The organism is Sanguibacter keddieii DSM 10542, assembly GCF_000024925.1.
In the GTDB taxonomy this organism is placed as follows: domain Bacteria; phylum Actinomycetota; class Actinomycetes; order Actinomycetales; family Cellulomonadaceae; genus Sanguibacter; species Sanguibacter keddieii.
In genome coordinates this window covers 3,775,508-3,795,763 of the sequence record NC_013521.1, presented here as the reverse complement: position 1 = coordinate 3,795,763, position 20,256 = coordinate 3,775,508, and the positions used below count along the sequence as shown (strand labels likewise).

At 72.8% G+C, this 20,256-nt stretch carries 20 protein-coding genes and 1 tRNA gene; 11 read left to right on the top strand and 10 right to left on the bottom strand.

Annotation, left to right across the window (positions count from 1 at the left end):
- Positions 1-132: 132 nt before the first annotated feature.
- The 5 genes from SKED_RS16655 to SKED_RS20560 all read left to right on the top strand — a co-directional run bounded on the left by SKED_RS16655 (position 133) and on the right by SKED_RS20560 (position 7,364).
- The gene (locus tag SKED_RS16655) at positions 133-1,290 is read left to right on the top strand and encodes an HpcH/HpaI aldolase/citrate lyase family protein (protein ID WP_012868354.1); all 1,158 of its coding nucleotides are present in this window, start codon (positions 133-135) and stop codon (positions 1,288-1,290) included.
- The gene (locus tag SKED_RS19225; protein WP_012868353.1) at positions 1,287-2,879 is read left to right on the top strand and encodes a phosphoribosyltransferase family protein; all 1,593 of its coding nucleotides are present in this window, start codon (positions 1,287-1,289) and stop codon (positions 2,877-2,879) included. The genes SKED_RS16655 and SKED_RS19225 overlap by 4 nt, the downstream gene beginning before the upstream one ends.
- The gene (locus tag SKED_RS19220) at positions 2,876-4,048 is read left to right on the top strand and encodes a cysteine protease StiP family protein (RefSeq protein ID WP_012868352.1); all 1,173 of its coding nucleotides are present in this window, start codon (positions 2,876-2,878) and stop codon (positions 4,046-4,048) included. The genes SKED_RS19225 and SKED_RS19220 overlap by 4 nt, the downstream gene beginning before the upstream one ends.
- A complete protein-coding gene (locus tag SKED_RS16645) occupies positions 4,045-5,046 on the top strand; it encodes an HAD family hydrolase (RefSeq protein WP_174269736.1) in 1,002 nt (333 codons plus the stop codon). Before SKED_RS19220 ends, SKED_RS16645 begins: the two co-directional genes overlap by 4 nt.
- 107 nt (positions 5,047-5,153) lie before the next feature.
- Positions 5,154-7,364, top strand: a complete 2,211-nt coding sequence (locus SKED_RS20560; RefSeq protein ID WP_052293908.1) for a mechanosensitive ion channel family protein — start codon at positions 5,154-5,156, stop codon at positions 7,362-7,364.
- A gap of 76 nt (positions 7,365-7,440) precedes the next feature.
- Here the strand turns inward: SKED_RS20560 and SKED_RS16635 are convergent, their stop codons facing one another.
- Together SKED_RS16635 and SKED_RS16630 are read right to left on the bottom strand one after the other, a co-directional pair.
- Complete coding sequence (locus tag SKED_RS16635; protein WP_012868349.1) at positions 7,441-8,127, bottom strand: DUF4166 domain-containing protein; 687 nt, start codon at positions 8,125-8,127, stop codon at positions 7,441-7,443.
- Positions 8,124-8,936 (bottom strand): hypothetical protein, encoded by an 813-nt coding sequence (locus SKED_RS16630; protein WP_012868348.1) that lies wholly within the window; start codon positions 8,934-8,936, stop codon positions 8,124-8,126. Before SKED_RS16630 ends, SKED_RS16635 begins: the two co-directional genes overlap by 4 nt.
- 137 nt (positions 8,937-9,073) lie before the next feature.
- Between SKED_RS16630 and SKED_RS16625 the strand changes: the two genes are divergently transcribed.
- Both SKED_RS16625 and SKED_RS19210 read left to right on the top strand, forming a co-directional pair.
- Positions 9,074-10,417, top strand: a complete 1,344-nt coding sequence (locus SKED_RS16625) for an MFS transporter (RefSeq protein WP_081448024.1) — start codon at positions 9,074-9,076, stop codon at positions 10,415-10,417.
- Positions 10,418-10,553: 136 nt separating this feature from the next.
- Entirely contained in the window at positions 10,554-13,559 is a 3,006-nt protein-coding gene (locus SKED_RS19210; protein ID WP_012868346.1) for a hypothetical protein, read from the top strand.
- A gap of 106 nt (positions 13,560-13,665) precedes the next feature.
- On the opposite strand, the gene SKED_RS16615 is transcribed toward SKED_RS19210, so the two are convergent.
- From SKED_RS16615 to SKED_RS16600, 4 genes are all read right to left on the bottom strand, one after another.
- On the bottom strand, positions 13,666-13,938 hold the full coding sequence (locus SKED_RS16615; RefSeq protein WP_012868345.1) for a hypothetical protein: 273 nt from the start codon (positions 13,936-13,938) through the stop codon (positions 13,666-13,668).
- A 145-nt stretch (positions 13,939-14,083) separates the two neighbouring features.
- Positions 14,084-14,455 carry a hypothetical protein gene (locus SKED_RS16610; protein WP_012868344.1) on the bottom strand — a complete coding sequence of 124 codons (372 nt, stop codon included), beginning with the start codon at positions 14,453-14,455 and terminating at the stop codon, positions 14,084-14,086.
- 161 nt (positions 14,456-14,616) lie between these two features.
- A complete protein-coding gene (locus tag SKED_RS16605; RefSeq protein ID WP_012868343.1) occupies positions 14,617-15,339 on the bottom strand; it encodes a DUF1700 domain-containing protein in 723 nt (240 codons plus the stop codon).
- Positions 15,336-15,716: a PadR family transcriptional regulator gene (locus SKED_RS16600; protein WP_012868342.1), complete on the bottom strand. Its 381-nt coding sequence runs from the start codon at positions 15,714-15,716 to the stop codon at positions 15,336-15,338. Before SKED_RS16600 ends, SKED_RS16605 begins: the two co-directional genes overlap by 4 nt.
- A 148-nt stretch (positions 15,717-15,864) precedes the next feature.
- On the opposite strand from SKED_RS16600, the gene SKED_RS16595 reads away from it, so the two are divergent.
- Together SKED_RS16595 and SKED_RS16590 are read left to right on the top strand one after the other, a co-directional pair.
- Complete coding sequence (locus tag SKED_RS16595; RefSeq protein ID WP_143755805.1) at positions 15,865-16,530, top strand: PASTA domain-containing protein; 666 nt, start codon at positions 15,865-15,867, stop codon at positions 16,528-16,530.
- A gap of 88 nt (positions 16,531-16,618) precedes the next feature.
- Positions 16,619-17,056 (top strand): VOC family protein, encoded by a 438-nt coding sequence (locus tag SKED_RS16590; RefSeq protein WP_012868340.1) that lies wholly within the window; start codon positions 16,619-16,621, stop codon positions 17,054-17,056.
- Between the two features lie 51 nt (positions 17,057-17,107).
- Here SKED_RS16590 and SKED_RS20385 read toward each other — a convergent pair whose 3' ends face one another.
- Positions 17,108-17,269 (bottom strand): hypothetical protein, encoded by a 162-nt coding sequence (locus tag SKED_RS20385; RefSeq protein WP_012868339.1) that lies wholly within the window; start codon positions 17,267-17,269, stop codon positions 17,108-17,110.
- 118 nt (positions 17,270-17,387) lie between these two features.
- Positions 17,388-18,041: a winged helix-turn-helix domain-containing protein gene (locus SKED_RS19205; RefSeq protein ID WP_012868338.1), complete on the bottom strand. Its 654-nt coding sequence runs from the start codon at positions 18,039-18,041 to the stop codon at positions 17,388-17,390.
- A gap of 410 nt (positions 18,042-18,451) precedes the next feature.
- Between SKED_RS19205 and SKED_RS16580 the strand changes: the two genes are divergently transcribed.
- Positions 18,452-19,051: an Ltp family lipoprotein gene (locus SKED_RS16580; RefSeq protein WP_012868337.1), complete on the top strand. Its 600-nt coding sequence runs from the start codon at positions 18,452-18,454 to the stop codon at positions 19,049-19,051.
- A gap of 61 nt (positions 19,052-19,112) precedes the next feature.
- Here SKED_RS16580 and SKED_RS16575 read toward each other — a convergent pair whose 3' ends face one another.
- Positions 19,113-19,337, bottom strand: a complete 225-nt coding sequence (locus tag SKED_RS16575) for a hypothetical protein (RefSeq protein WP_012868336.1) — start codon at positions 19,335-19,337, stop codon at positions 19,113-19,115.
- Positions 19,338-19,436: 99 nt separating this feature from the next.
- Positions 19,437-19,512 (bottom strand) — tRNA-Lys (locus SKED_RS16570).
- Between the two features lie 358 nt (positions 19,513-19,870).
- Here SKED_RS16570 and SKED_RS16565 point away from each other — a divergent pair.
- Positions 19,871-20,155, top strand: coding sequence for a Fe-S cluster assembly protein HesB (locus tag SKED_RS16565; protein ID WP_042439590.1), 285 nt, complete (start codon positions 19,871-19,873; stop codon positions 20,153-20,155).
- The last annotated feature ends 101 nt before the right edge of the window (positions 20,156-20,256 follow it).

Here is a 20,256-nt window from a genome sequence, read left to right as displayed (position 1 = left end):
TCCCCAGCGCGGCCTCTCGCTCCCGACCCGCAGTTGTCACGAGGCTCGGCTATCTTGAACTGCGCTCGACCTCGAGCGCGTGTCGGACCCCCGGTCACCCGGGTGTCCCGGTCTGTTCAGAGAGCCAGGACCATGCGCCACTTCGAATACCTGAGCGAGGCTGAGATCCAGCGCTTGTTCCACCGCGCGCCGCAGCCGTTCACGGTCGACACCGATCCCGGCATGCTCGCCGTGGGCCTCGGCGCGACCCTCTACAGCCCCGGTACCCGCCCGAACCTCGCCGCCGACATCGCCAAGCGCGCGGCATACGGCGTCGTGTCCCTCGTGGTGTGCCTCGAGGACTCGATCGCCGACGAAGAGGTCCCCTTCGCCGAGCAGAACACCGTCGCCCAGCTGCGCACCTACGCGGAGACCGGCGCCTCCGGACCGCTGATCTTCGTGCGGGTCCGGTCCGCCTACCAGATCCGCCTCGTGGTCGACGGGCTCGGCGAGCACCTGTCCGTCCTCGCCGGGTTCGTCATCCCCAAGTTCCTCGGGTCCACGGGCGTCGAGTTCCTCGAGGAGATCGAGGCGGCCAGCGAGCGCACCGGCCGGCGCCTCTACGCCATGCCCGTGCTCGAGTCGCCCGAGCTCGCCTACACCGAGACCCGCCGCGACGAGCTCGAGGGCGTCCGCCAGCTCCTCGTCAAGCACCGCAGCACCATCCTCGCGGTCCGCACCGGGGCCACCGACCTGTCGTCCGCCTACGGGCTGCGCCGCAACCGCGAGCTGACGATCTACCACGTGCACGTGGTCGCCAACGTGATCTCCGACATCGTCAACGTGCTCGGCCGCGCCGGAGACCAGGGCTTCGTCATCACCGGGCCGGTGTGGGAGTACTTCTCGTACCAGGAGCGCATCTTCAAGCCGCAGCTGCGCGAGAGCCCCTTCAAGGAGCACGACGAGAAGCCGCTGCGCGCCAAGATGATCGACGCTGACCTCGACGGCCTCATCCGCGAGGTGGTCCTCGACCAGGCCAACGGGCTCACCGGCAAGACCGTCATCCACCCCTCGCACGTCGCCGCCGTGCACGCGCTCTCCGTGGTCTCGCACGAGGAGTACTCCGACGCCTGCGAGATCCTCGCCGCGACCACCGGCGGGGTCAAGGCCTCGCAGTACAAGAACAAGATGAACGAGTCCAAGCCGCACCGTGCCTGGGCCGAGCAGCTGCTGCGCCGCGCCACCATGTTCGGCGTCATCAACGAGGACGTCAGCTACATCGACGTGATCTCCGCGAGCGACCAGCTGTGACCGGCTGGACCGGAGACTGGGTCTCCGCGCGCCTCGGGGTCGGGCTCACCACCGACCGGTCCGTCGTCGACCTCCCGCTCCCCGCGCTCGTCGGGCTCGCGCTGCGCCGCAACCCGCGCCGCGCTCACCTGCTGGTGTCCACGGTGCTCGGCAAGCACGTGCCGACCGACCCGCGCGTGGTGCAGGCCGCCGGCACGCTGCTCGGCCTGCTCGTGGCCGACGCGCTCGGCGGGGCGACGACCGTCGCCGACGCCGCACGGACGGCCCAGGTCGGCGACGCGCTGACCGCGGCGCTCGCCGGCGGCCCGGGCGCTGCAGAGCACCTGCTGCTCGTGGTCGACGGCCTGCACGACGCGGTGACCGAGATCGCCGAGGTCGGGTCGGAGCGAGGTGCTGCGGCGCCGGGCTCCGCCGGCACGACGGTCGTCGTCGGGTACGCGGAGACCGCGACCGCTCTCGGGCACTGCGTCGGTGCTGCCCTGGGTGTCCCGTCGCTGCACTCGACGCGGCGCCCCGTCGCCGGCGTCGTGCCGGCGGCCGGTTTCGCCGAGGAGCACTCGCACGCGACCGAGCACCTGCTCCTCCCGCACGACCCGAGGTTCCTCGCCGACGCCGGGACCGTCGTCCTCGTCGACGACGAGATCTCGACCGGCAAGACCGCTCTCAACACCGTGCGCGCGCTGCACGCCGACAGGCCGCGCGACCGGTACGTCGTCGCCGCGCTCGTCGACCTGCGCTCTGCGGACGACCAGGAGCGCTTCGCCGCGCTGGGACGCGAGCTCGGGGCACGCGTCGACGTCGTCGCCCTCACGAGCGGCACGATCTCCCTGCCCGACGACGTCCTCGACCGGGCGCCCCAGGTGGTGGCCGAGCAGAGCGCGCAGCAGGTGAGCGCTGGCACCCGTGACACCGACGTGGACGAGGCGGCCACGGCACGCGCGACCGTCACCCGCCGCGCGGCCTGGGAGGCCGGCGTCCGCGAGGGCGGACGGCACGGGTTCTCCCCGGACGACGAGACCGTGCTGCGGCGGCACGCCGCCACGCTCGCCGACGAGCTCGCAGGCGACCTCACCGGCGCAGAGGTCCTCGTCCTCGGTGTCGAAGAGCTCATGTACGCGCCGCTGCTCGTGGGCGTCGCGCTGACCGCCGTCGTCCCCGACGGCGTCCGGGTCCGGTACTCGACGACCACGCGCTCTCCGGTGCTGTCCCTCGACGACCCCGGCTACGCGATCCGCACGACCGTGACCTTCCCGTCGCACGACGGCCCCGAGGACGGACCCGGGCCGCGGTTCGCCCACAACGTCGCGGCCGGCGTCGACGCCGGGCGGCGCTCCACGGATATCGTCGTGGTCGTCGACGGACCGGCAGACACCCCGGCGCTCTCTGCGCCGGGCGGCCTGCTCGACGTGCTCGCGCAGCACTGCGACCACGTGCACCTCGTGGTGGTGCCGAGCGGCACGCAGCAGCCCGGCACCGAGCAGGCCCGCACCGAGCAGGCCCGCACCGAGCAGACCGGCAGCGAGCCTGCTACCACCCAGCCCGAGACCAGCACCCTGCACGCCACCAGCACCGAGGAGCCCACCCCGTGACAGCCCCCACCCCTCCGGCGCCCCTGCACGGACCCGCGTTCGGGTCCTACGACTCCCACGAGGTCGCGTGGCTGCTGAGCGACCTGTCCGGCGTCGAGCTCGAGGCCCCGACCGAGGAGCGCGAGGAGGCCATCCAGTCCGGCGGCGCGCACTACGCGGAGTCGCTGCCCGTGGAGTACCAGCCCACACCGGAGTACACCGCGCTGTTCCACGACGCCCTGCGCGCCAGCTCGCGACGCCTCGCGCACGCCGTCGGCGTCGTGACCGAGCTGGTCCTCGCCGAGCGCGGCGACAAGGCGGTCCTCGTCTCGCTGGCCCGCGCCGGCACGCCGATCGGCGTGCTCATGCGCCGCTGGGCCAGCTACGCGCACGGACTCGTGCTCCCGCACTACGCGGTGAGCATCGTCCGCGGTCGCGGCATCGACCAGCTCGCCCTCGCCTACCTCGCCCAGCACCACCGCCCCGGGGACGTCATGTTCGTCGACGGGTGGACCGGCAAGGGCGCGATCTCGCGCGAGCTCGCCGCCGCGGTCGAGGAGGCCAACACGGCCCTCGGTCTCGTCGAGGGCTTCAGCGCCGACCTCGCGGTGCTCGCCGACCCGGGTCACTGCGCCGAGCTGTTCGGCACCCGCGACGACTACCTCATCCCGTCCGCCTGCCTCAACTCCACGGTCTCCGGGCTGGTGTCGCGGACCGTGCTCAACGACGCGCTCATCACGCCCGGGATGTACCACGGCGCCAAGTTCTACTCCGAGCTCGCCGACGTCGACGTGTCGGGGGAGTTCCTCGACCGCGTGAGCATGCAGTTCTCCGAGGTGGCCGACGACGTCGCCACGACGGTCGCCGAACGGCGTGCCCAGCCCGCGCCGGAGCTCACGTGGGCGGGGTGGAAGGCCGTCGAGGCGATCTCCGCCGAGCACGGCCTCGGCGACGTCAACCTCGTCAAGCCCGGGGTCGGCGAGACCACCCGGGTGCTGCTGCGCCGAGTGCCGTGGAAGATCCTCGTCCGCGCCGACGCCCGCCACGAGCTCGGGCACGTGCTGCTCCTCGCCGAGCAGCGCGGCGTCGAGGTCGTCGAGGTGCAGGACCTGCCCTACAGCTGCGTCGGGCTCATCCACCCGAAGTTCACACGGGGTGCCACCGGCGCCGACGGGACGGCCGCGCAGTGAGGGCTCCCCAGGACAAGGGTGCTACCAGGAACCTGGGGGACGCCGAGAACCTGCCCGTCGCCGTCGACCGACCCGTGGTCTCGACCGGGCTGCGACGACCGGTGCTCGCGGCGAGCGACCTCGACCGGACGCTCATCTACTCCGGCAAGGCCGCCAAGCTCGGCCTCCCGCCGGGGACCAGGCTCCGCGACAGCGCGCTCTACGAAGACCTCGTCTGCGTCGAGATGTACGACCACAAGCCGCTGTCGCACGTGACCCGGACCGCGCTCGCGTCGATCACCCGGCTGGCCGAGCTCGGCGTGCTCGTGCCGGCCACCACCCGTACGCGCGCCCAGTACCGGCGCATCTCCCTTCCCGGACCGCCCGTGCCGTACGCGATCACCGCCAACGGCGGGTTCCTGCTCGTCGACGGCGAGACCGACGACGACTGGACCCGGCAGGTCGAGCGCGAGCTCGCCGCCTCCTCGCACCCCTTCGCCGAGGTGCAGCAGTACATGGCCGACACGTTCCGGCCCGAGTTCACCTCGAAGCTGCGCAACGCCGAAGAGCTCTTCTGCTACGCGGTCGTCGACCGTGACGCGCTGCCCGAGGGCTTCGTCGCGGAGGTCTCCGCCTGGGCCGAGGCGCACGGGTGGCGCGCGTCCCTGCAGGGACGCAAGCTCTACGTCGTGCCCGTCGGTCTCCGCAAGGGAGCAGCCGTCGCCGAGGTCGCCCGCCGGGTCGGCGCCGAGACCGTGCTCGCCGCGGGCGACTCGCTGCTCGACGCCGAGATGCTCGAGTCCGCGACCCGGGCCGTGCGGCCGGCTCACGGCGAGCTGCACGAGGTGGGGTGGCAGACGGAGGGTCTGGTCGTCACCGCGACCGCCGGGGCGACCGGCGGTCAGGAGGTCGCGCAGTGGCTGCTCGACGAGACGCTCGCCGTCCTCGACGGGGCTGTGGAGGCTCCCGACGGCGCAGGTGCCGCTCCTGGCGGTGCAGCAGAAGCGCGTCACCTGTGAGTCCACGCACAGTCTGACCGATCTTCGTCAGTGTTCGTGCAGGTCGTCACGCCCTCGACACCTCTCTTCACAGGACAGTCCCTGGTGCGGTGCCTAGCCTGGGGGACGTGCCTACCGAAGAAGCCTCCAACATCGTGGTGACGCTCGCCGTCGCCGCCGCAGCGGTCGTCGTCGCCTACGTCCTGGGGACGATCGTGTCGATCGTCGTGCGCCGGGCCGGGCGTCGCAACGAGTTCGTGCGCGACGTGTCGCACCGCATGCGCCGCCCGCTGCGCGCCGTCCTCATCGTCCTCGCGCTCCTCGTGGCGCTGCGGGTGACCACGAGCGACGCCGACGGGTGGACCGCCGGTGCCGAGCACCTGCTGCTGATCGTCGGCATCGGGGTCGGGGCGTGGTTCGTCGGGGCCCTGGCGTTCGTCGTCGAGGACAGCGTCCTCAAGCAGTTCCGCACCGACGTCGTCGACAACCGGCACGCACGCCGCGTCCGCACCCAGATCGTCGTGGTGCGACGGGTGACCGTCGCCCTGGTGGTCATCTGCGCCATCGCCGCGATGCTCTTCACCTTCCCGGCTGCACGCACCGCAGGGACCAGCCTGCTCGCGTCGGCCGGTCTCATCTCGATCGTCGCCGGTCTCGCCGCGCAGACCGCCCTCGCCAACGTCTTCGCGGGGATGCAGATCGCCTTCACGGACGCGATCCGTGTCGACGACGTCGTGGTCCTCGAGGGGGAGTGGGGTCGCATCGAGGAGATCACCATGACCTACGTCGTGGTGCACCTGTGGGACGACCGGCGGCTCATCATGCCCTGCACGTACTTCACGAACACGCCGTTCCAGAACTGGACGAGGCGTGCCGCCGAGCTGCTCGGCACCGTCGAGATCGACCTCGACTGGGACGTGCCCGTCCCGGCGATGCGCGCCGAGCTCAAGCGGCTCCTCGAGGCGTCGCCGCTGTGGGACAAGCGCGTGGGGATCCTCCAGGTCACCGACGCGACCAACGGCTACGTCCGGATGCGCGCCCTCGCGAGCGCCGCCGACGCCGGGACGCTGTTCGACCTGCGCTGCTACGTCCGCGAGGGCCTGGTCGACTGGCTGCAGCGCGCCGCGCCGCAGGGCATGCCGCACACCCGTCTGTCCACGAGCGACGGGAAGGTCCGCGCCGCCCTCGAGGCCGCACCCGGCGACGCCCCGGCCCACGACCTCGCCAAGTCCCCGGTGCGGTCCGGTGTGCTCGACTCGCTCTTCGACGAGGAGCGCTACGGCAACGAGCGTGACAAGCCCTCCGTCACCGCCGAACCCGACCTGCCGCGCCGCATCGCCGCCCGCTCGACGCGGCCGGGCGTCCGCATGCACCTGTCCGAGCCCGCGCGCGGGTTCCACACGGCCCCGGCCGTGCCGTCGTCCGAGGACGAGACCACCCTGCTGGGCAAGGTCGGCGCCGACGGGACGCCGGTCGACGTCGTCGTCGAGCCGTCCGAGGACGCGACGATGGCCTGGGGGACCAGCGAGGGGCTGTTCACCGGGAGCGAGGCCGCCGTCGAGCGGTCCAAGGCCTTCTCCGGACCTGGCCAGGAGGTCATCGACGAGCGCGAGCGCACCGCGCTGCTCGACGCCGTCGACGACGAGGGCACGGACGGCACGACCGAGGGCGACTCCGACGACGACGAGGCTCCCGCCGAGCGCGAGCGCCGCTTCGCCGGGCACCCCTCGGCAGGCAGCGCGGCTGCCGAGCAGGCGGTGCCGGAGGAGGACGGTGCGACGGCCGAGGCCGAGGCGGCGGCTGAGCCCGCTGCGGCTGTGTCCGCTGAGCCCGCTGCGCCCGGTGGGGATGCGTCGGTTGAGTCCGACCGCGTTCTCGGGGCGACCGACGTCAGGGCTTCTGGCGGCGACGGGGCGTCGCACGACGACCAGGTCGGCCGCGACGACCGGAACGCCGGCGGTGAGGAGACCACCGTCGTCGGCTCCGAGGGGCCCGGGGCGCCGGAGCCGAGCGAGCGTTCTGGCGCGACCCGCGTCCAGCCCCCGCTGCCTGTGCCGCCGCCGCCTGCGGACGTGCCGAGCGCCGCACCGCGGCGCGCGCTCGTCGAGGACGAGAGTGCTGCCCCGGTGCCCGGGGCCCAGGCTCCCGAGGAGCCGCCGTCCGTGACGCGGACGGGTGTGCTGCGCCGGACGCCGCGGGCCGGCGCCCACACCGAGGCGCCGGAGCCCGAGCAGACGGCTCGGCTCCCGCGTGTCACGGAGGACCTCCCGCCGGGTGCCACCGAGGAGACGACCCGGATCCCCCGCGTCGACGACGACGGCGAGCCCCGGACGAGCTGACGATCCTGAGCGACGGGGCCGCGGCCCGGCCCGGACCCACGAGCGGCCCGGCCCTGTCCGCGCAGGGCGCCGGGGGTCAGCCTCGGCGCTCCTCGCGCAGCGGCTTGGCCGACGCAGGGACGGACGTCGCCGGCAACGTCGTGAAGTCGCAGGTGAAAGACCCCCGGTACCCGAAGATCGGCCCGACCAGCGGGTTGGACACGGTGAGGTCCACGTGGAACCGGCCGGTCGCGTCGTCGAAGTGCTCGTGGAGCTCGGCGGTGCCCGAGGCGACCATGGGGAACGAGAAGCCGACGGGGCCCTCGTAGAACCGCTGCGCGCCGGAGCGCAGCAGCAGCCCGCCGCGCTCGTCGACGGTGAGGTCGAGGTCGACCGCGAGGTGCTGGTGCGTGCCGAGGTAGTCGAGGACCCTGCCGGCCTGCGCGTCGTACACCATGGTCGCGTCGAAGCGGCTGCGCCGGCCGCGCGGGAACTCGAAGGTCCGCACGAAGGTCGTGGTGTCCCGACCGAGCCCGTCGACGTAGCAGTAGTTCTCGATGGTGAACGGGACGCCCCTGCCGGTCCGGGGGACCAGGATGTTCCGCCAGGCCCCGAACCACAGGAACGGGACCGTGGCCAGCGGCCCGCGCCACACCTCGTCCATCACCCCGCGCCCGACGCAGGCGTTCTCGCCGTCCGGGGTGAGGCCGAAGCGCCGACGCATCTGCGGGTGCAGGCGCTCGACGTCGCTGCCGAGGGCCTGCGCGAACACGGAGGTGGTCATGAGCGGGGCTCCTCGGTGGGGTCTGCAGGTGCAGGTGCGGGTGCGGGTGCGGGTGCGGGTGCGGAGGCGGAGGGGCCAGGGGCGTCGCGACGGACCCGCTGCAGGGCGGCCTCGTCGACGTCCGCGGCGATGCGAGGGACCGACGGCCGGTGGCCCGGCCGTGGGCGGCGCAGGCACCGGCGTGCGCGGGGGATGCGCACCGGAGACGGCACACCGATGGCGAGCAGGACGGCGGCGACCGCGGCGAGCGGGACGGGGGAGAGCAGCACGACCGCAGCGACCACCAGCGCCACCCGCAGGGCCCAGACGACGACGGTGCGGCGCAGCGCGTCGGCCGGTGCGAGGCCGTGGTCGAGCCAGAGGCGCAGCCGGTCGAAGCTCCACGCGGTCATCCACCCGATGAGCGGACGCACGACCGCGCGGTCGAGGGCGCGCCCCTGCCACCCGGGCACGTAGTCGTAGCCGGTGAAGAACCTGATGTGGTCACCGTCGGGGACGTAGCGCCAGTACCCGTCGCCCGACGCGATCGGCGAGAGCCGTGAGTCCGCGGAGAACCGCAGGGCCGAGGTGCACGAGCCGTCCGGGCGGTGGCGCTCGCCCCGGGAGACCCCGACACCCGTCATCGGCGCGAGGGGCACGGTCCGGTTGTCGTAGCGGAAGCGCTGCGGCTCGCCGGGCGGCGTGGGCAGGTGGGTGATGGACGAGAAGCGCAGGTCCCACGAGGCGTGCGCGCCCGGGTCCTGGGTGGCGTGCCACAGCCGGTCCATCGGCGCCGCCACGAGCGTCTCGACGTAGATCCCGGTCCCCATGCCTCGCACCCTACCGACGGGCCCTGCCCACGAGCGCTCGCCCGACACGTTCGCGGGGTATCGCGCGCCGTACCCCGGGAGCGTGTCGGGTGGTCTCTCGGTGGACGGGAGACGGGGGACCGCCTAGGTTTATCTTGATGTCAAGATACTTCGGGGGTCGGCGCGCGCGCAGCCAGGGTCAGGGCTGGGTGCGCCCGATCGTGTGGCCCGTCCTCGTGCCGACCACGCTGATCTTCGGCGCCGAGGGCGCCGCGATGGTCGTCCTCGGCCTCTCCGCGATCGCCGGCGGCGCATCGCTCGCGCTCGCGGCCCTGGTGGTCGCGACCGTCGGCATCGGCCAGCTCGCCGGCTCCATCCCTGCGGGACAGCTCACCACGCGCTACGGCGAGCGACGCGTGCTCGTCGTCGCGAGCCTCGCCTCGACGGTCACCTGGGCCGGTGCCGCCCTCGTGAGCTCGCCAGCAGCGCTCGCCGCGGTCGGGTTCGTCGGGGGAGTCGCGTCCGCAGCCTTCGCCGTCGCCCGGCAGTCCTACACGATCGACGTCGTGCCCCACGCCTACCGGGCGCGCGCGATGTCGCTCCTCGGCGGGTCCGGCCGTGTCGGGCTCGTCCTCGGGCCGCTCGCCGGGGCGGGGCTCCAGGTCTGGTTCGGGCTCGCCGGAGGGTTCGTCGTGGCGAGCGCTGCGGCCGCGCTCGCCGCGCTCACGCTCCTCGTCGTACGCGAGCCGGGCGACCGCGGGGTAGCCGGGGCGGCTGGGTCGTCCCCGGCTGCCACCGCGTCGCTGCCTGCCACGTCGCGGGACCGTGCCGCGGCACAGGACGCCGTCGCCTCCGACCCGCGCCGGACGACCCGTCCGGCGACCCTGCGCGAGCTGGTGCGCGCCCACGCCTCGGTCCTCGCGACCGTCGGCATCGGTGTCGTGGTCATCAACCTCGCCCGCTCGCTGCGACCCGTCCTGGTGCCGCTCGCGCTCTCCGAGGCGGGCGCCGACGCCCACACCACCTCGCTCGTGGTCGCCGCGGCCGCCGCCGCCGAGCTCATGCTGTTCTACCCGGCGGGCGTCGTGATGGACCGGTACGGCCGACGTGTCGTCGCCGTCTCGTGCTCGGGCGTCATGGGGGTCGGCCTGATCCTCATGGGGGCGCTCGGAGCCCTCGAGGGGCTGGCCGGCATCGTGGCCGGCGCCGTGCTGCTCGGTATCGGCTCGGGCATCGGGTCCGGCGTCGTCAAGACCCTCGGGGCCGACGCGGCACCGGTGCGTGACCGGGCCACGTTCCTCGGCGTGTGGAACGTCCTCGGGGAGACCGGCGGTGCCGCCGGACCGCTCGCCCTCAGCGCGCTCACCGCGGTCGCCTCGCTCGCAGGGGCCGGCGTCGTGCTCGGGGTGGTCGCGCTCGCGGGGGCCGTGGGGCTGACCCGGTGGCTCTCACCCGGCCGTGCCGGACCGTGGGCGCGGCCCGGAGCAGCAGCCGGCGCCTGATCCCCTGGCACCTGAGAGCCCTCGGTGCCTGAGGTTCTCGCCCGGGAGGCCTGCCGGACGGTCGGGGTTCAGCGCCCGTTCACCTCGAGCGGGTTGGTTGGCGGCGAACGGTCCGCCCCCGACCCGAAGGTTCCTGATGCGCCTCGTCTCCCGTCTCGCAGCCGTCCTCGCTGCCTCCGTCGTCGCAGGAGGTGCCCTCGCGCTGCCCGCCGGCGCGGCGGACCCCGCGCCCGACAGGCTCGCGCTCTCCGTGGTCGGCGACGGCGCCACCACCGGGAACGTCGCCGTGCCCGTCGCGCTGCGTCTCCTCGACGGAGACGGCCTCGTCTCCGGGACGGTCCCGCTGCCGACGACCGCCGACGGCGACCAGCACGCCCTCACCCTCGGCGCGGACCGCGACCAGCAGGGCGCGCTGCAGCAGTCCGCCGACCACCGCTTCGTCACCCTCGCCGGGTACGACGCGGCACCGGGGACCGCAGACGTCAACGCGACCACCGCGCCCGGTGTCCTCCGCGTCGTGGCGCGCGTCGCCGAGGACGGCACGGTCGACACCTCGACGACGCTCGCCGACGGCTTCTCCGCGCGGCACGTCCGCGGTGCCGTGACCGACGACGGCTCGACCGTCTGGGTCGGCGGCCACGGCGGTGACGCCCCGACCACCAAGGGCGGTGTCCTCACCCTCCCGCTCGGTGGCGACGCCCCGACGGCCGTCACGACGGGGTCGTCGAACCTCAACAACGGCAGGGTGCCGGTCCTCCACGACGGCCAGCTCTACGTGTCGAGCGACCGCAGCGGCTTCTCCGGCGTGAACAAGGTCGGGACGGGGACGCCCACCACGCCGTCCACCCTCGAGCTCGTGGCCGCAGCGCCGGCCGGCGCGGACATCGCCCACGACTTCACCTTCGTCGGCGAGGACCTGCTCTACGTCGCCTTCACCGAGGGGACCGGGCAGGGCCTGGCCAAGTACGTGCGGGACGGTGCCGGCTGGCAGCACGTCGGGACGTACCCCGGGGCGTTCTGGGGCGTGACGGGGCGCGTCGCCGGTGACGACGTGGTGCTCTACGCCGTGCGCGGCGCCTCGCAGGGCAACGAGGCCGTCCGCCTCGTCGACCAGGGCGACACGACGGTCGACGTGGTCCACGACGAGACCATCGCCCGCGCGGGCCTCGGCGAGGCCTTCCGCGGTGTCGCCTTCGCCCCGGGCTTCGTGCCCGGCGACGGCCCCGTCGACACCGGCTCCGAGCAGCCGGGCATCGCCTGGGACGTGCGTGTGGCCAGCGGCTCCGGCAACGTGCTCTCGGCCGTCGTCGGCGACCCGACGAACCCCGTCGCGACCGGGACCGTCACCGACCCGCTCGGCGAGGACGTCACGCTCACGGCGACCTCGGGCGACGCCGCAGTGGTGCCCGACGAGGGCATCACGGTGACGGTCGCGCCGGACGGGACCTTCACCGTCGCGGCCGTGCCTGCAGCCGCCGGCCGCGCGCCCCTCACCCTGACCGCGACGACCACCGACGGACGCACCAGCACCTCGGTCCTCGACTACTGGGTCTCGACCGCGCTGTCCGACCCGACCGCCACCACGCACGTCGGCATGTCTGACGCGTCGGCTGCGTACGACGTCGGCGACGGCTACTTCGTGGCGGGCGACGACGACTCCAACCAGATCCGCCTCTACGCCCCCGAGGGCGGAGAGCCCGTCGCCGAGTTCGACTTCCACGACCAGGTGCCGGCCGGCGACCCGTCCCGTCCCGCCGACGCGTGGGACCTCGAGGCGGCCGCCCGCATCGACGACGTCATCTACTGGGTGGGGTCCCTCGGCAACACGAACAGCGGCAACGTCCGGCTGGCCCGCGACGTGGTCGTCGCGACCCGCGTTGTGGGCTCGGGCGCCGGGACGACCCTCGAGCTCGTCGGCTCGACGCACGGCATCCGCCAGGCGCTCGTCGACTGGGACGTCTCCGACGCGCACGGCCTCGGAGCCGACACCTTCGGCTTCGACGTCGCCACGCAGCCCGGGTGGTCCGCACGCGGCCCGCACTCGCTCAACGTGGAGGGTGCGGCGATCGCGCCCGACGGCACGACGCTCTGGCTCGCCTTCCGCTCGCCCATCATCACCGGCGCCGACGGGGCCGACCGCGCCACGATCGTCGGGGTGCGCGACATCGCGGACGTCGTCACGGGCGACGCGCCCGTCGTGATCGGCGACCCGGTGCTGCTCGACCTCGACGGCCTCGCGTACCGCGACATGGAGCGCACCGACGACGGGCAGTACCTCATCCTCGCCGGAGGCTCGGACGAGGAGGGCGGCTTCGCGGTGTTCGGGTGGAGCGGCGACCCCGCCGACGCACCGGTGCGGTCCGCCGCAGACCCGGTCCTGGCCGGGTGGGACGGGTCCTACGAGGCCATCGTCAGCGCACCGTCCCTGGTGGACGGCACCGTGGTCCGCCTGCTCAAGGACTCGGGGACCGTCGACATCTACGGCACCGGGACCGTCGCGCAGGACCTGCCCAGCACCGAGCTCAAGAAGTTCGTCGGGCACGACGTCGACCTCTCCTTCGGGGCGCTCTTCACCCCCAAGTCGGTGACCCTGGCCGCCGGCACGACGCTGCGCGCGGGGGAGCCCTTCGAGCTGCTCGCCTCCGGCTACGCCGCAGGCGAGGCCGTCGACGTGGTGCTGCAGTCGGCCCCCGTGACGCTGCTGAGCACCTCGGCGGACGCGGCCGGACGGCTGAGCGCCACCGCCGTGGTCCCGGTCGACGTCCCGGCCGGCGAGCACACCCTCGTGATCTCCGCCGCGAGCGGCGAGGCACGGCTGCCCGTCACGGTCCTCGCGGCCGCCCCGGACGACGGGACCGTCACGCCGCCGCCCGGGACGGAGACGCCTGCTGAGTCGGGCGTGCCCGGTGAGTCGTCTGCGCCCGGTGCAGGTGGCCCCGGGGGCGACGGTGCCGGTGCCGGGGGAGGCGCGGTCTCCGGGCCCGCTGCCGGCGGTGCGGGTGACGGGTTGGCCTCGACCGGTGGTGACGTCGCCGAAATGGTGGCCCTCACGGTGCTGCTGCTCCTGGCGGGTGGCACGGCCGTGGCCGTGCGCCGGTCGCGGGTCCGGGTGCTCACCGACGCCGGGACGTCCCGGCAGTAGTCGCGAGCCGTCGGCGGGCAGAGTGCCCGCCGACGGTCGCGGAGGGCAGGACGCGAGGAGGGCGGCCGCCGTCCTGGGGGTCGCCTCGCGGGGTCGAGCGGTCCGGTCAGACCGGGATCTCGACCGTCCCGCCCTTCTCGGCCTGACGGACCCAACCGGCCACGACGTCGGCGCCGCTGTGGATCGGGTCGGTCGTGTCGATCTTGAAGGCGATGGGTACCCCGGGGCTGAAGGACAGCGCCACGGTGCTCTGCGGTCCCTGGAGCTCGACGAAGAACCCCTGGCGGTGCTGGAAGGCACCGACCGTCGCGAGCTGCAGCCCGACGAGGTCCTTGTCGGCGACCACGTACGAGTCCGCTCCGTACCTGAGGGTTCCCATCCCACGCTCCATCTGCTCGGTGCGCAGGCGGCAGCCCCGTCGCGCTCGCCTGACCTATCGGCAGGTCAGGGCGTCGTGTGAGCGGTGCAGGTGGGTGTGAGGCAGGGACGAAGCCCGCGTGCCGTGTCGAGCTTGCGCTGGCGTGTCAGCGCGCGAGGAGCTGGCTCACCCGTTGAGGACTGACCTCGAGGATCGACGCGATGTCGGTCCCGGTGAGCCCCAGCCCCTCGAGCTCGCGCGCGGCTGCTCGTGACTCGGCCGCCGCGTCCCCCTGCATCCGAGCGGCCTCAGACACGGCGCGCCGCGCTGAGGCGACGTGGTCGAGAACTGTCCGGTCGATCGCGGGCGCGACCGCGACCTCGAAGGAGCCGGCGTCGATGTCGAGCATCGAGGACACCAGACCCCGGACCGCCTGAGGTGCGTCCTTGAGAGTGCGTGACTGCGTCGCGCCGAGGCCGTCGACGGTCAGCAGCCACCACCGTCCGTCTCGGACCGCTGTCGCCGTGTAGAGCGTCATGTGCAGGCCTCCAGCTCCGGTGTTCCCATGACTATGGGTCTAGCCCACCTAGATGTCAACGTCGTCCGAAGAGGTCACACCTGTGGACGGCACCTGCTGTCAACAAGCGTGCCCGCACGAGAGAGGCTGCTGCGTCGGACCCTCCCCGACGTCGAGCCGGTTCAGCGCGTCGCGCGGCGGAGGGCTCGTCGGGTGGTGACGACCATGCCGACGAGTCCTGCGACGGCGAGGGCCGCGATGACGACGGTCGCGGCGAGGGCACCGTCGACCGGACCGGTGGTGCACACGGTCTGGACGTCCTGGCCGGTGGCGGTGGTCGAGCAGGTCTCGACGCCGACGGCGACGGAGTAGGTGACCCAGACGGCCAGCCCGGGGACGATCGCCGACACCGTCGCGAGCATCTTCTCGGGCACGGTCCACAGCGACGTCCCCCACACCAGCACGAGTCCGGCGACGGCCAGCGCGATCGGGAGCACGAAGGGGAAGAGCGCCGTCCCGACGAAGAGCAGGCCGAGCGCGAGGACCGGGACCCAGGGCTCGCGCCAGCGGCTGGGGCGCGGCAGCGTGTGCTCGAGCCGCGGGAGCAGGCTGGTCTGGAGGGTCTGCGCGCCCTGCTCGGACGCGGCCTCGGCGGCGATGAGCTGTGGGTCGCCGAGGTCGCGGAGGACGGCGTCGACCGTCGCGCCGTCAGCCGGACCGTCGACGGGGTCGGCGTGCTGCGTCGCGTCGAGGATGTGCTCGCGCAGACCGCCCACGATCTCGGTGCGGTCCTCGACGCCGCGCGCCGCGAGGGCGGCGTCGACCTCCGCGAGGTACCGCTCGACGGGGTCGGGCGCGGTGCCGTCGGGGCGGCTGCCAGGACCTGCGGTGCTCATCGAGGTCATGACGGTTCCTCCTGGTGGTCGACGGTGCTGTGGTCGATGGGGGTCGGGTGGTCGGACAGGGCCGCGTCGACGGCGTCGCGGAACGGCACCCAGGCCGACTCGAAGGCCTGCAGCGCGGCCTCGCCGTCGTCGGTGAGCCGGTAGTAGCGGCGGGGCGGGCCCTCGGTGGACTCCTGCCACGACGACGCGACCAGGCCGGTCTTGCGCAGCCGTGACAGCAGCGGGTAGAGCGTGCCGGCGCTCGCCAGGAGGGTGCCCTCGAGGTCGCGCGCGATGTCGAAGCCGTAGCGCTCTCCGGAGCGCAACGACGCGAGGATGCAGTGCTCGACGACCCCTCGACGGAGGTTCGCGAGAGCCTGCGACTGGCCAGGTACCATGCGACGCACTCTACTGGACGGGGACGGTCGTCCGAGGGTGAAGAAATCTGCCCACGTGCCCACGCTGGCGTGGAGAAAGGGCGCTGTCGGGACCATTCGTCGTGTCTGTCCTGGCTGCGCGCACCGTCCCGTCGGTACCCTCGTCCGCATGACTCTTCGCGCTGCCGCAGTGCTCGTCGCCGCCGGGCTGCTCCTCGCCGGGTGCTCGTCCGAGGAGGGGCCCGAGAGCGGGACCGCGTCGGTGTCGCCGTCGGTTACGCCGACCGAGCCTCCCGAGGAGACGGAGACCGAGCGGGCGTCCGTCGAGGTCCCTGACGTCATCGGCATGGACGGGGCGTCGGCTCTCGCGGAGCTCGAGAAGGTCGGCCTGGGGGCTGCGGCGTCCTGGCAGAACGTCGAGGTGGCTCCAGACGGCGAGCTCGACGTCTTCACGCAGGAGCCGCGCGCTGGCGAGACGCTCCTGTCGGGGGACGAGGTCGTCCTCGTGCTCGACGTCCCGGCGGTCCCGGAGATCCTGGTCCGGCAGACCGGTCAGGCGTACGAGGTGCTGGTCGGCGCGGGGGTCGACGAGCGTCAGGTGGGGTGGATCGTCACGGACCTCATGAACCCTGACCGCACGCCGTACCACCTGGACGTCGTCGAGCCCGACCGGCCGGCCGGCACCTACTCCGTCGTGGTGCGGTGCGAGATGGCGCCGTCGCCGGAGGAGAGCATCCTCGCCGAGGCGACCTTCACGGTCGACGACGGCGCGCCGACGGAGGGACGCCAGACCGCCGACACCCTCACCATGGTCGACGAGAGCTCCTGCGCCTGAGCCGCACGCCCCGGTGGTGTGTGCACGACTGCGGCTGCGCGGACGCGCACACCGGGCGGGACCTCCGGGACTCGCTAGTGTCAGACGCATGAGCATCAAGCTGGAGAACGTCGGCATCGCCGTGCGCGACCTCGACGCGACGATCGCCTTCTTCACCGACCTCGGGCTGACGCTCGTGGGACGCGACACGGTCAGCGGGGAGTGGGCTGACACCGCCGTCGACCTCGACGGCAACCATGCCAACATCGCCGTGCTCCAGACGCCCGACGGGCAGGGGAGCATCGAGCTGTTCGAGTACATCCACCCGGACGCGATCGAGACGGAGCCGACCCGCCCGAACGAGATCGGGATGCACCGCGTCGCCTTCTCCGTCGACGACCTCGACGCCGCCCTCGAGGTGGTGGCCCGGCACGGCTACGTACCGCTGCGCGGGGTCGCGACCTACGAGGACGTCTACCGGCTCACGTACGTGCGCGGTCCGAGCGGGATTATCGTGATGCTCGCGGAGGAGCTGGGCAAGGGCTGATCCGGCAGCCTTCGGGTAGACGGTGTGCCGTCCACGGTCAGCTGAGGCTCGTCATCGGTCGTGAGCATCCCACTGCGGCACGACACCAGCCTGGGTCGCTCGAGAGACGAGCTGGTGCACCTTCGACGCGATGTCGATCGCCTGCTGCGCCTGGTCGGACGTCTTGTCCGGGGCGGTGTACCCGTACTGGCTGTCGTTCCGACCGGCTCGCATATCGTGAATCGCATTGGCGACCTCGGTCGTGATGATCCGCTGCAGCTGAGCAAGAGCGGCGTCAGATGGTGCGACTCGACGTCCGGGGGCCGTCGGGAGCTCTGGGTTCTGCTGGATATCAGTCTCGCGGCGGAGGGATGCGTGCGATGAAGTCGTCGAGGCTGCTCAGGTCGGCGGGTGGGCCGGCGAGCGCGTCCTGCGGGGCGTGCACGACGCGGACGGAGGGCTTGGAGCTCAGCGCCTGGAGGAGCGCTCGTCCGCCCTCGCTCGGTTCGTGAGCATCGACGAGGGTGGGGCTCACCGGTGTCCCGAGACGCTGCGTCGCTGTGCGCACTGCGGCGTCGATCTCCCTGGGCGCCGCGTTGGCGACACGGACCAGCAGGTCGATGTCGTGCGGGGGCGGCCCTGGGATTCCGCTGACGCGCGCTGCCCAGGATCCGAAGACTCGCATCTCTGTGATCCCTCGGACGTCGGTGAAGGCCGAGGAGATGATCGCCGGGACCTCCATCGTCGCCTCGAGCAGCTCCACGAGGGGACGCACCGCAGGCGTGTCGGGCCGCCCTCGGACGAGCCGCGCGCGTCCGAGGCGCGTGCTGGACACGAGGCCGTCCACCTCGAGCTCGTCGCACGCGCGCGACGCGGTCGTCCGGTCCACGCCCACCTTCGCGGCGAGCTCGGTGATGGTCTGCGGGGTGCTCGCGGTCAGGATCTCCCACGCGAGTGCCGCGGAGTGCGCAGACCGGAACATCGAGAAGGTGGTCGGTGCGCGCATCGGAGGGCTCCCTTCTGGTGGTCGAGTCCACGCCGTCGGAAGACACGTGCAGATACTGCACGGTAGCAGGTGGTGCGTCGTACCCAACCCCAGCCCTAGGCCAAGCCCCCGGGCGTCGAGGCGACGGGCTCGTCGCGGCCAGTGCGCTCGTCCTGGCCTCGCAGCATCGCGGCGCCGCTACGCTCCGAGAGACATCCACAGCACGCAGGGGGAAGAACCACATGAGCGCCGACGACCGACACGTCCCACCACCGCCCGTGCCCCCGGCTCCCTGGGCGCCGGCGACCGCGCCCGTCCCCACCTCTGCCGGAGTTCCTGGCTTCGCCGGGCCGGGTCCTGTGGGACCGGTAGGACCTGGCGATCCCGGAGCGGCCTTCGGGCCGGGCGGCACCGGACCGGGCGGTGCGCCGGTGAAGAAGTCCCGACGCTGGGTCCTCCCGACCGTCGTCGGCGTCGTCGCGCTGCTCGTCGGGGTGGGTATCGGAGGCAGCGGCTCGTCAGAACCGGCCGACGAGCCGACCGCTGCAGCCTCGACGACACCGGCCGACACCTCCGAGGTCGACGACCTCAAGGCGTCGCTCGAGGCCGCGGAGGCTCGTGTCGGTGAGCTCGAGACCGAGGTAGAGGAGGCGAAGGCAGCGGTCCCCGAGGAGCCGGTCGCGACCGTGACGGAGGAGCCCGTCGAGGCCGCCCCTCCCGCTGAGGCCCCAGCGCCGGACCTCTCGCTCTCCCAGCAGAACGCCGTCGGGTCGGCGCAGAGCTATCTCGACTACAGCGCGTTCTCACGGACCGGCCTCATCGGACAGCTCGAGTTCGAGGGTTTCTCGACCGACGACGCCACCTTCGCGGTCGACCACATCGCCCCGGACTGGAACGCGCAGGCCGCCGAGTCGGCGCAGAGCTACCTCGACTACAGCGCGTTCTCCCGCCAAGGGCTGATCGACCAGCTCGTCTTCGAGGGGTTCAGCGTCACCGAGGCAGAGTTCGGCGTCGCAGCGGTCGGGTACTGACGCGAGCGCAGGTGACGCCGCATCGTCCCGGTACAGCGCGGGGCCGGTCGTGCACCGCGTGTCAGGAGGCGACGAGCTCGCGACCGGCGAAGTAGCGTGAGTGCGTCTTCTTGATCGTCTCGAGGGAGTCGCTCACCAGCGAGACGATCTCGATGTCGGCGTCGGTCCGCACGCGCTCCCGCTCGAAACGCAGCTTGATCGCGTCGCGGTGACCTGTGTCGGAGAGGAACTGGGTCACCGACCAGTCGCTGGTGCGACGGTTGTACTCGATCAGAAAAGCGGCCATGACCTGAGGTTGCGCCACATCTGTGCCCAGTGGCGGTCCTCGCGCCTCGCTGAGCCGGTGGAAGTCGTTGGTATCGCAACGATCCTGGCGGGTGGTGCGTGGTGGGCCCCGTGGGGCTCGAACCCACGACCCGCGGATTAAAAGTCCGATGCTCTGCCAACTGAGCTAGAGGCCCCTGGCGTGCCTGGCTGTCGGGTCGTCCTGCGTGCTCGTGCGGGCAGCGCTGGCCGACGTCGACCGTTGCGACGCGCCAGCGACAGGTTACGCGGTCGGGTGGTCTGGGTGCGAACCGGGTCCTGAGGGGTGGTCTCGGCGCAGAAGTTTCACAACTGCTCGTCAGCCCCACGATGCCGGGGCTGAGAGCGCGTCCACACCGCCGTCATGGCAGACCGTGGCGTCCTCCTGGGTTGCGTGGCCCCCGGGGACTTGATTCGGTGGAGTGGTCCGAATGACTCCACGACGGGTCGTCGAACGACGCGACACCCATGCGTCTCGACGGTCCGGGAGTGCCCGGCAACACCCAGGAGACCAGCATGCTGACTCTGACTGACAATGCCCGACAGGCCGTCGTCGACCTCGCCACGCAGGCCGAGCTGCCCGCTGACGGCGGGCTGCGGATCGCCGCTGCCGAGGGGACGCCCGGTGACTTCGACCTGGCCCTCGTGACCGAGGCCAAGACCGAGGACGAGGTCATCGACCTCGGCTCGACGCACGTGTTCGTGGAGAAGGTGACCTCGACGGTCCTCTCCGACCTCAGCCTCGACGCCGAGCCCAACGGCGCGTCGACTGCTTTCAGCCTCACGCCGCAGCAGGCGTGACCTGACATCCTGAGCTGCGCCGGGCGGGTCCGCCCGCACGGCGCTAGGTGCCCCGGTCGCCTCACCACCCCCCTGGGACGGTGACCGGGGCATCTTCATGC

Bases quoted from the DNA above. Each gene is read 5' to 3' on its own strand.
- SKED_RS16655 (WP_012868354.1), top strand. From the start codon at position 133: ATGCGCCACTTCGAATACCTGAGCGAGGCTGAGATCCAGCGCTTGTTC.
- SKED_RS16635 (WP_012868349.1), bottom strand. From the start codon at position 8,127: ATGACCACCTCCGTGTTCGCGCAGGCCCTCGGCAGCGACGTCGAGCGC.
- SKED_RS16630 (WP_012868348.1), bottom strand. From the start codon at position 8,936: ATGGGGACCGGGATCTACGTCGAGACGCTCGTGGCGGCGCCGATGGAC.
- SKED_RS16625 (WP_081448024.1), top strand. From the start codon at position 9,074: ATGTCAAGATACTTCGGGGGTCGGCGCGCGCGCAGCCAGGGTCAGGGC.
- SKED_RS19210 (WP_012868346.1), top strand. From the start codon at position 10,554: ATGCGCCTCGTCTCCCGTCTCGCAGCCGTCCTCGCTGCCTCCGTCGTC.
- SKED_RS16615 (WP_012868345.1), bottom strand. From the start codon at position 13,938: ATGGGAACCCTCAGGTACGGAGCGGACTCGTACGTGGTCGCCGACAAG.
- SKED_RS16610 (WP_012868344.1), bottom strand. From the start codon at position 14,455: ATGACGCTCTACACGGCGACAGCGGTCCGAGACGGACGGTGGTGGCTG.
- SKED_RS16605 (WP_012868343.1), bottom strand. From the start codon at position 15,339: ATGACCTCGATGAGCACCGCAGGTCCTGGCAGCCGCCCCGACGGCACC.
- SKED_RS16600 (WP_012868342.1), bottom strand. From the start codon at position 15,716: ATGGTACCTGGCCAGTCGCAGGCTCTCGCGAACCTCCGTCGAGGGGTC.
- SKED_RS16595 (WP_143755805.1), top strand. From the start codon at position 15,865: ATGACTCTTCGCGCTGCCGCAGTGCTCGTCGCCGCCGGGCTGCTCCTC.
- SKED_RS16590 (WP_012868340.1), top strand. From the start codon at position 16,619: ATGAGCATCAAGCTGGAGAACGTCGGCATCGCCGTGCGCGACCTCGAC.
- SKED_RS20385 (WP_012868339.1), bottom strand. From the start codon at position 17,269: ATGCGAGCCGGTCGGAACGACAGCCAGTACGGGTACACCGCCCCGGAC.
- SKED_RS19205 (WP_012868338.1), bottom strand. From the start codon at position 18,041: ATGCGCGCACCGACCACCTTCTCGATGTTCCGGTCTGCGCACTCCGCG.
- SKED_RS16575 (WP_012868336.1), bottom strand. From the start codon at position 19,337: ATGGCCGCTTTTCTGATCGAGTACAACCGTCGCACCAGCGACTGGTCG.
- SKED_RS16565 (WP_042439590.1), top strand. From the start codon at position 19,871: ATGCTGACTCTGACTGACAATGCCCGACAGGCCGTCGTCGACCTCGCC.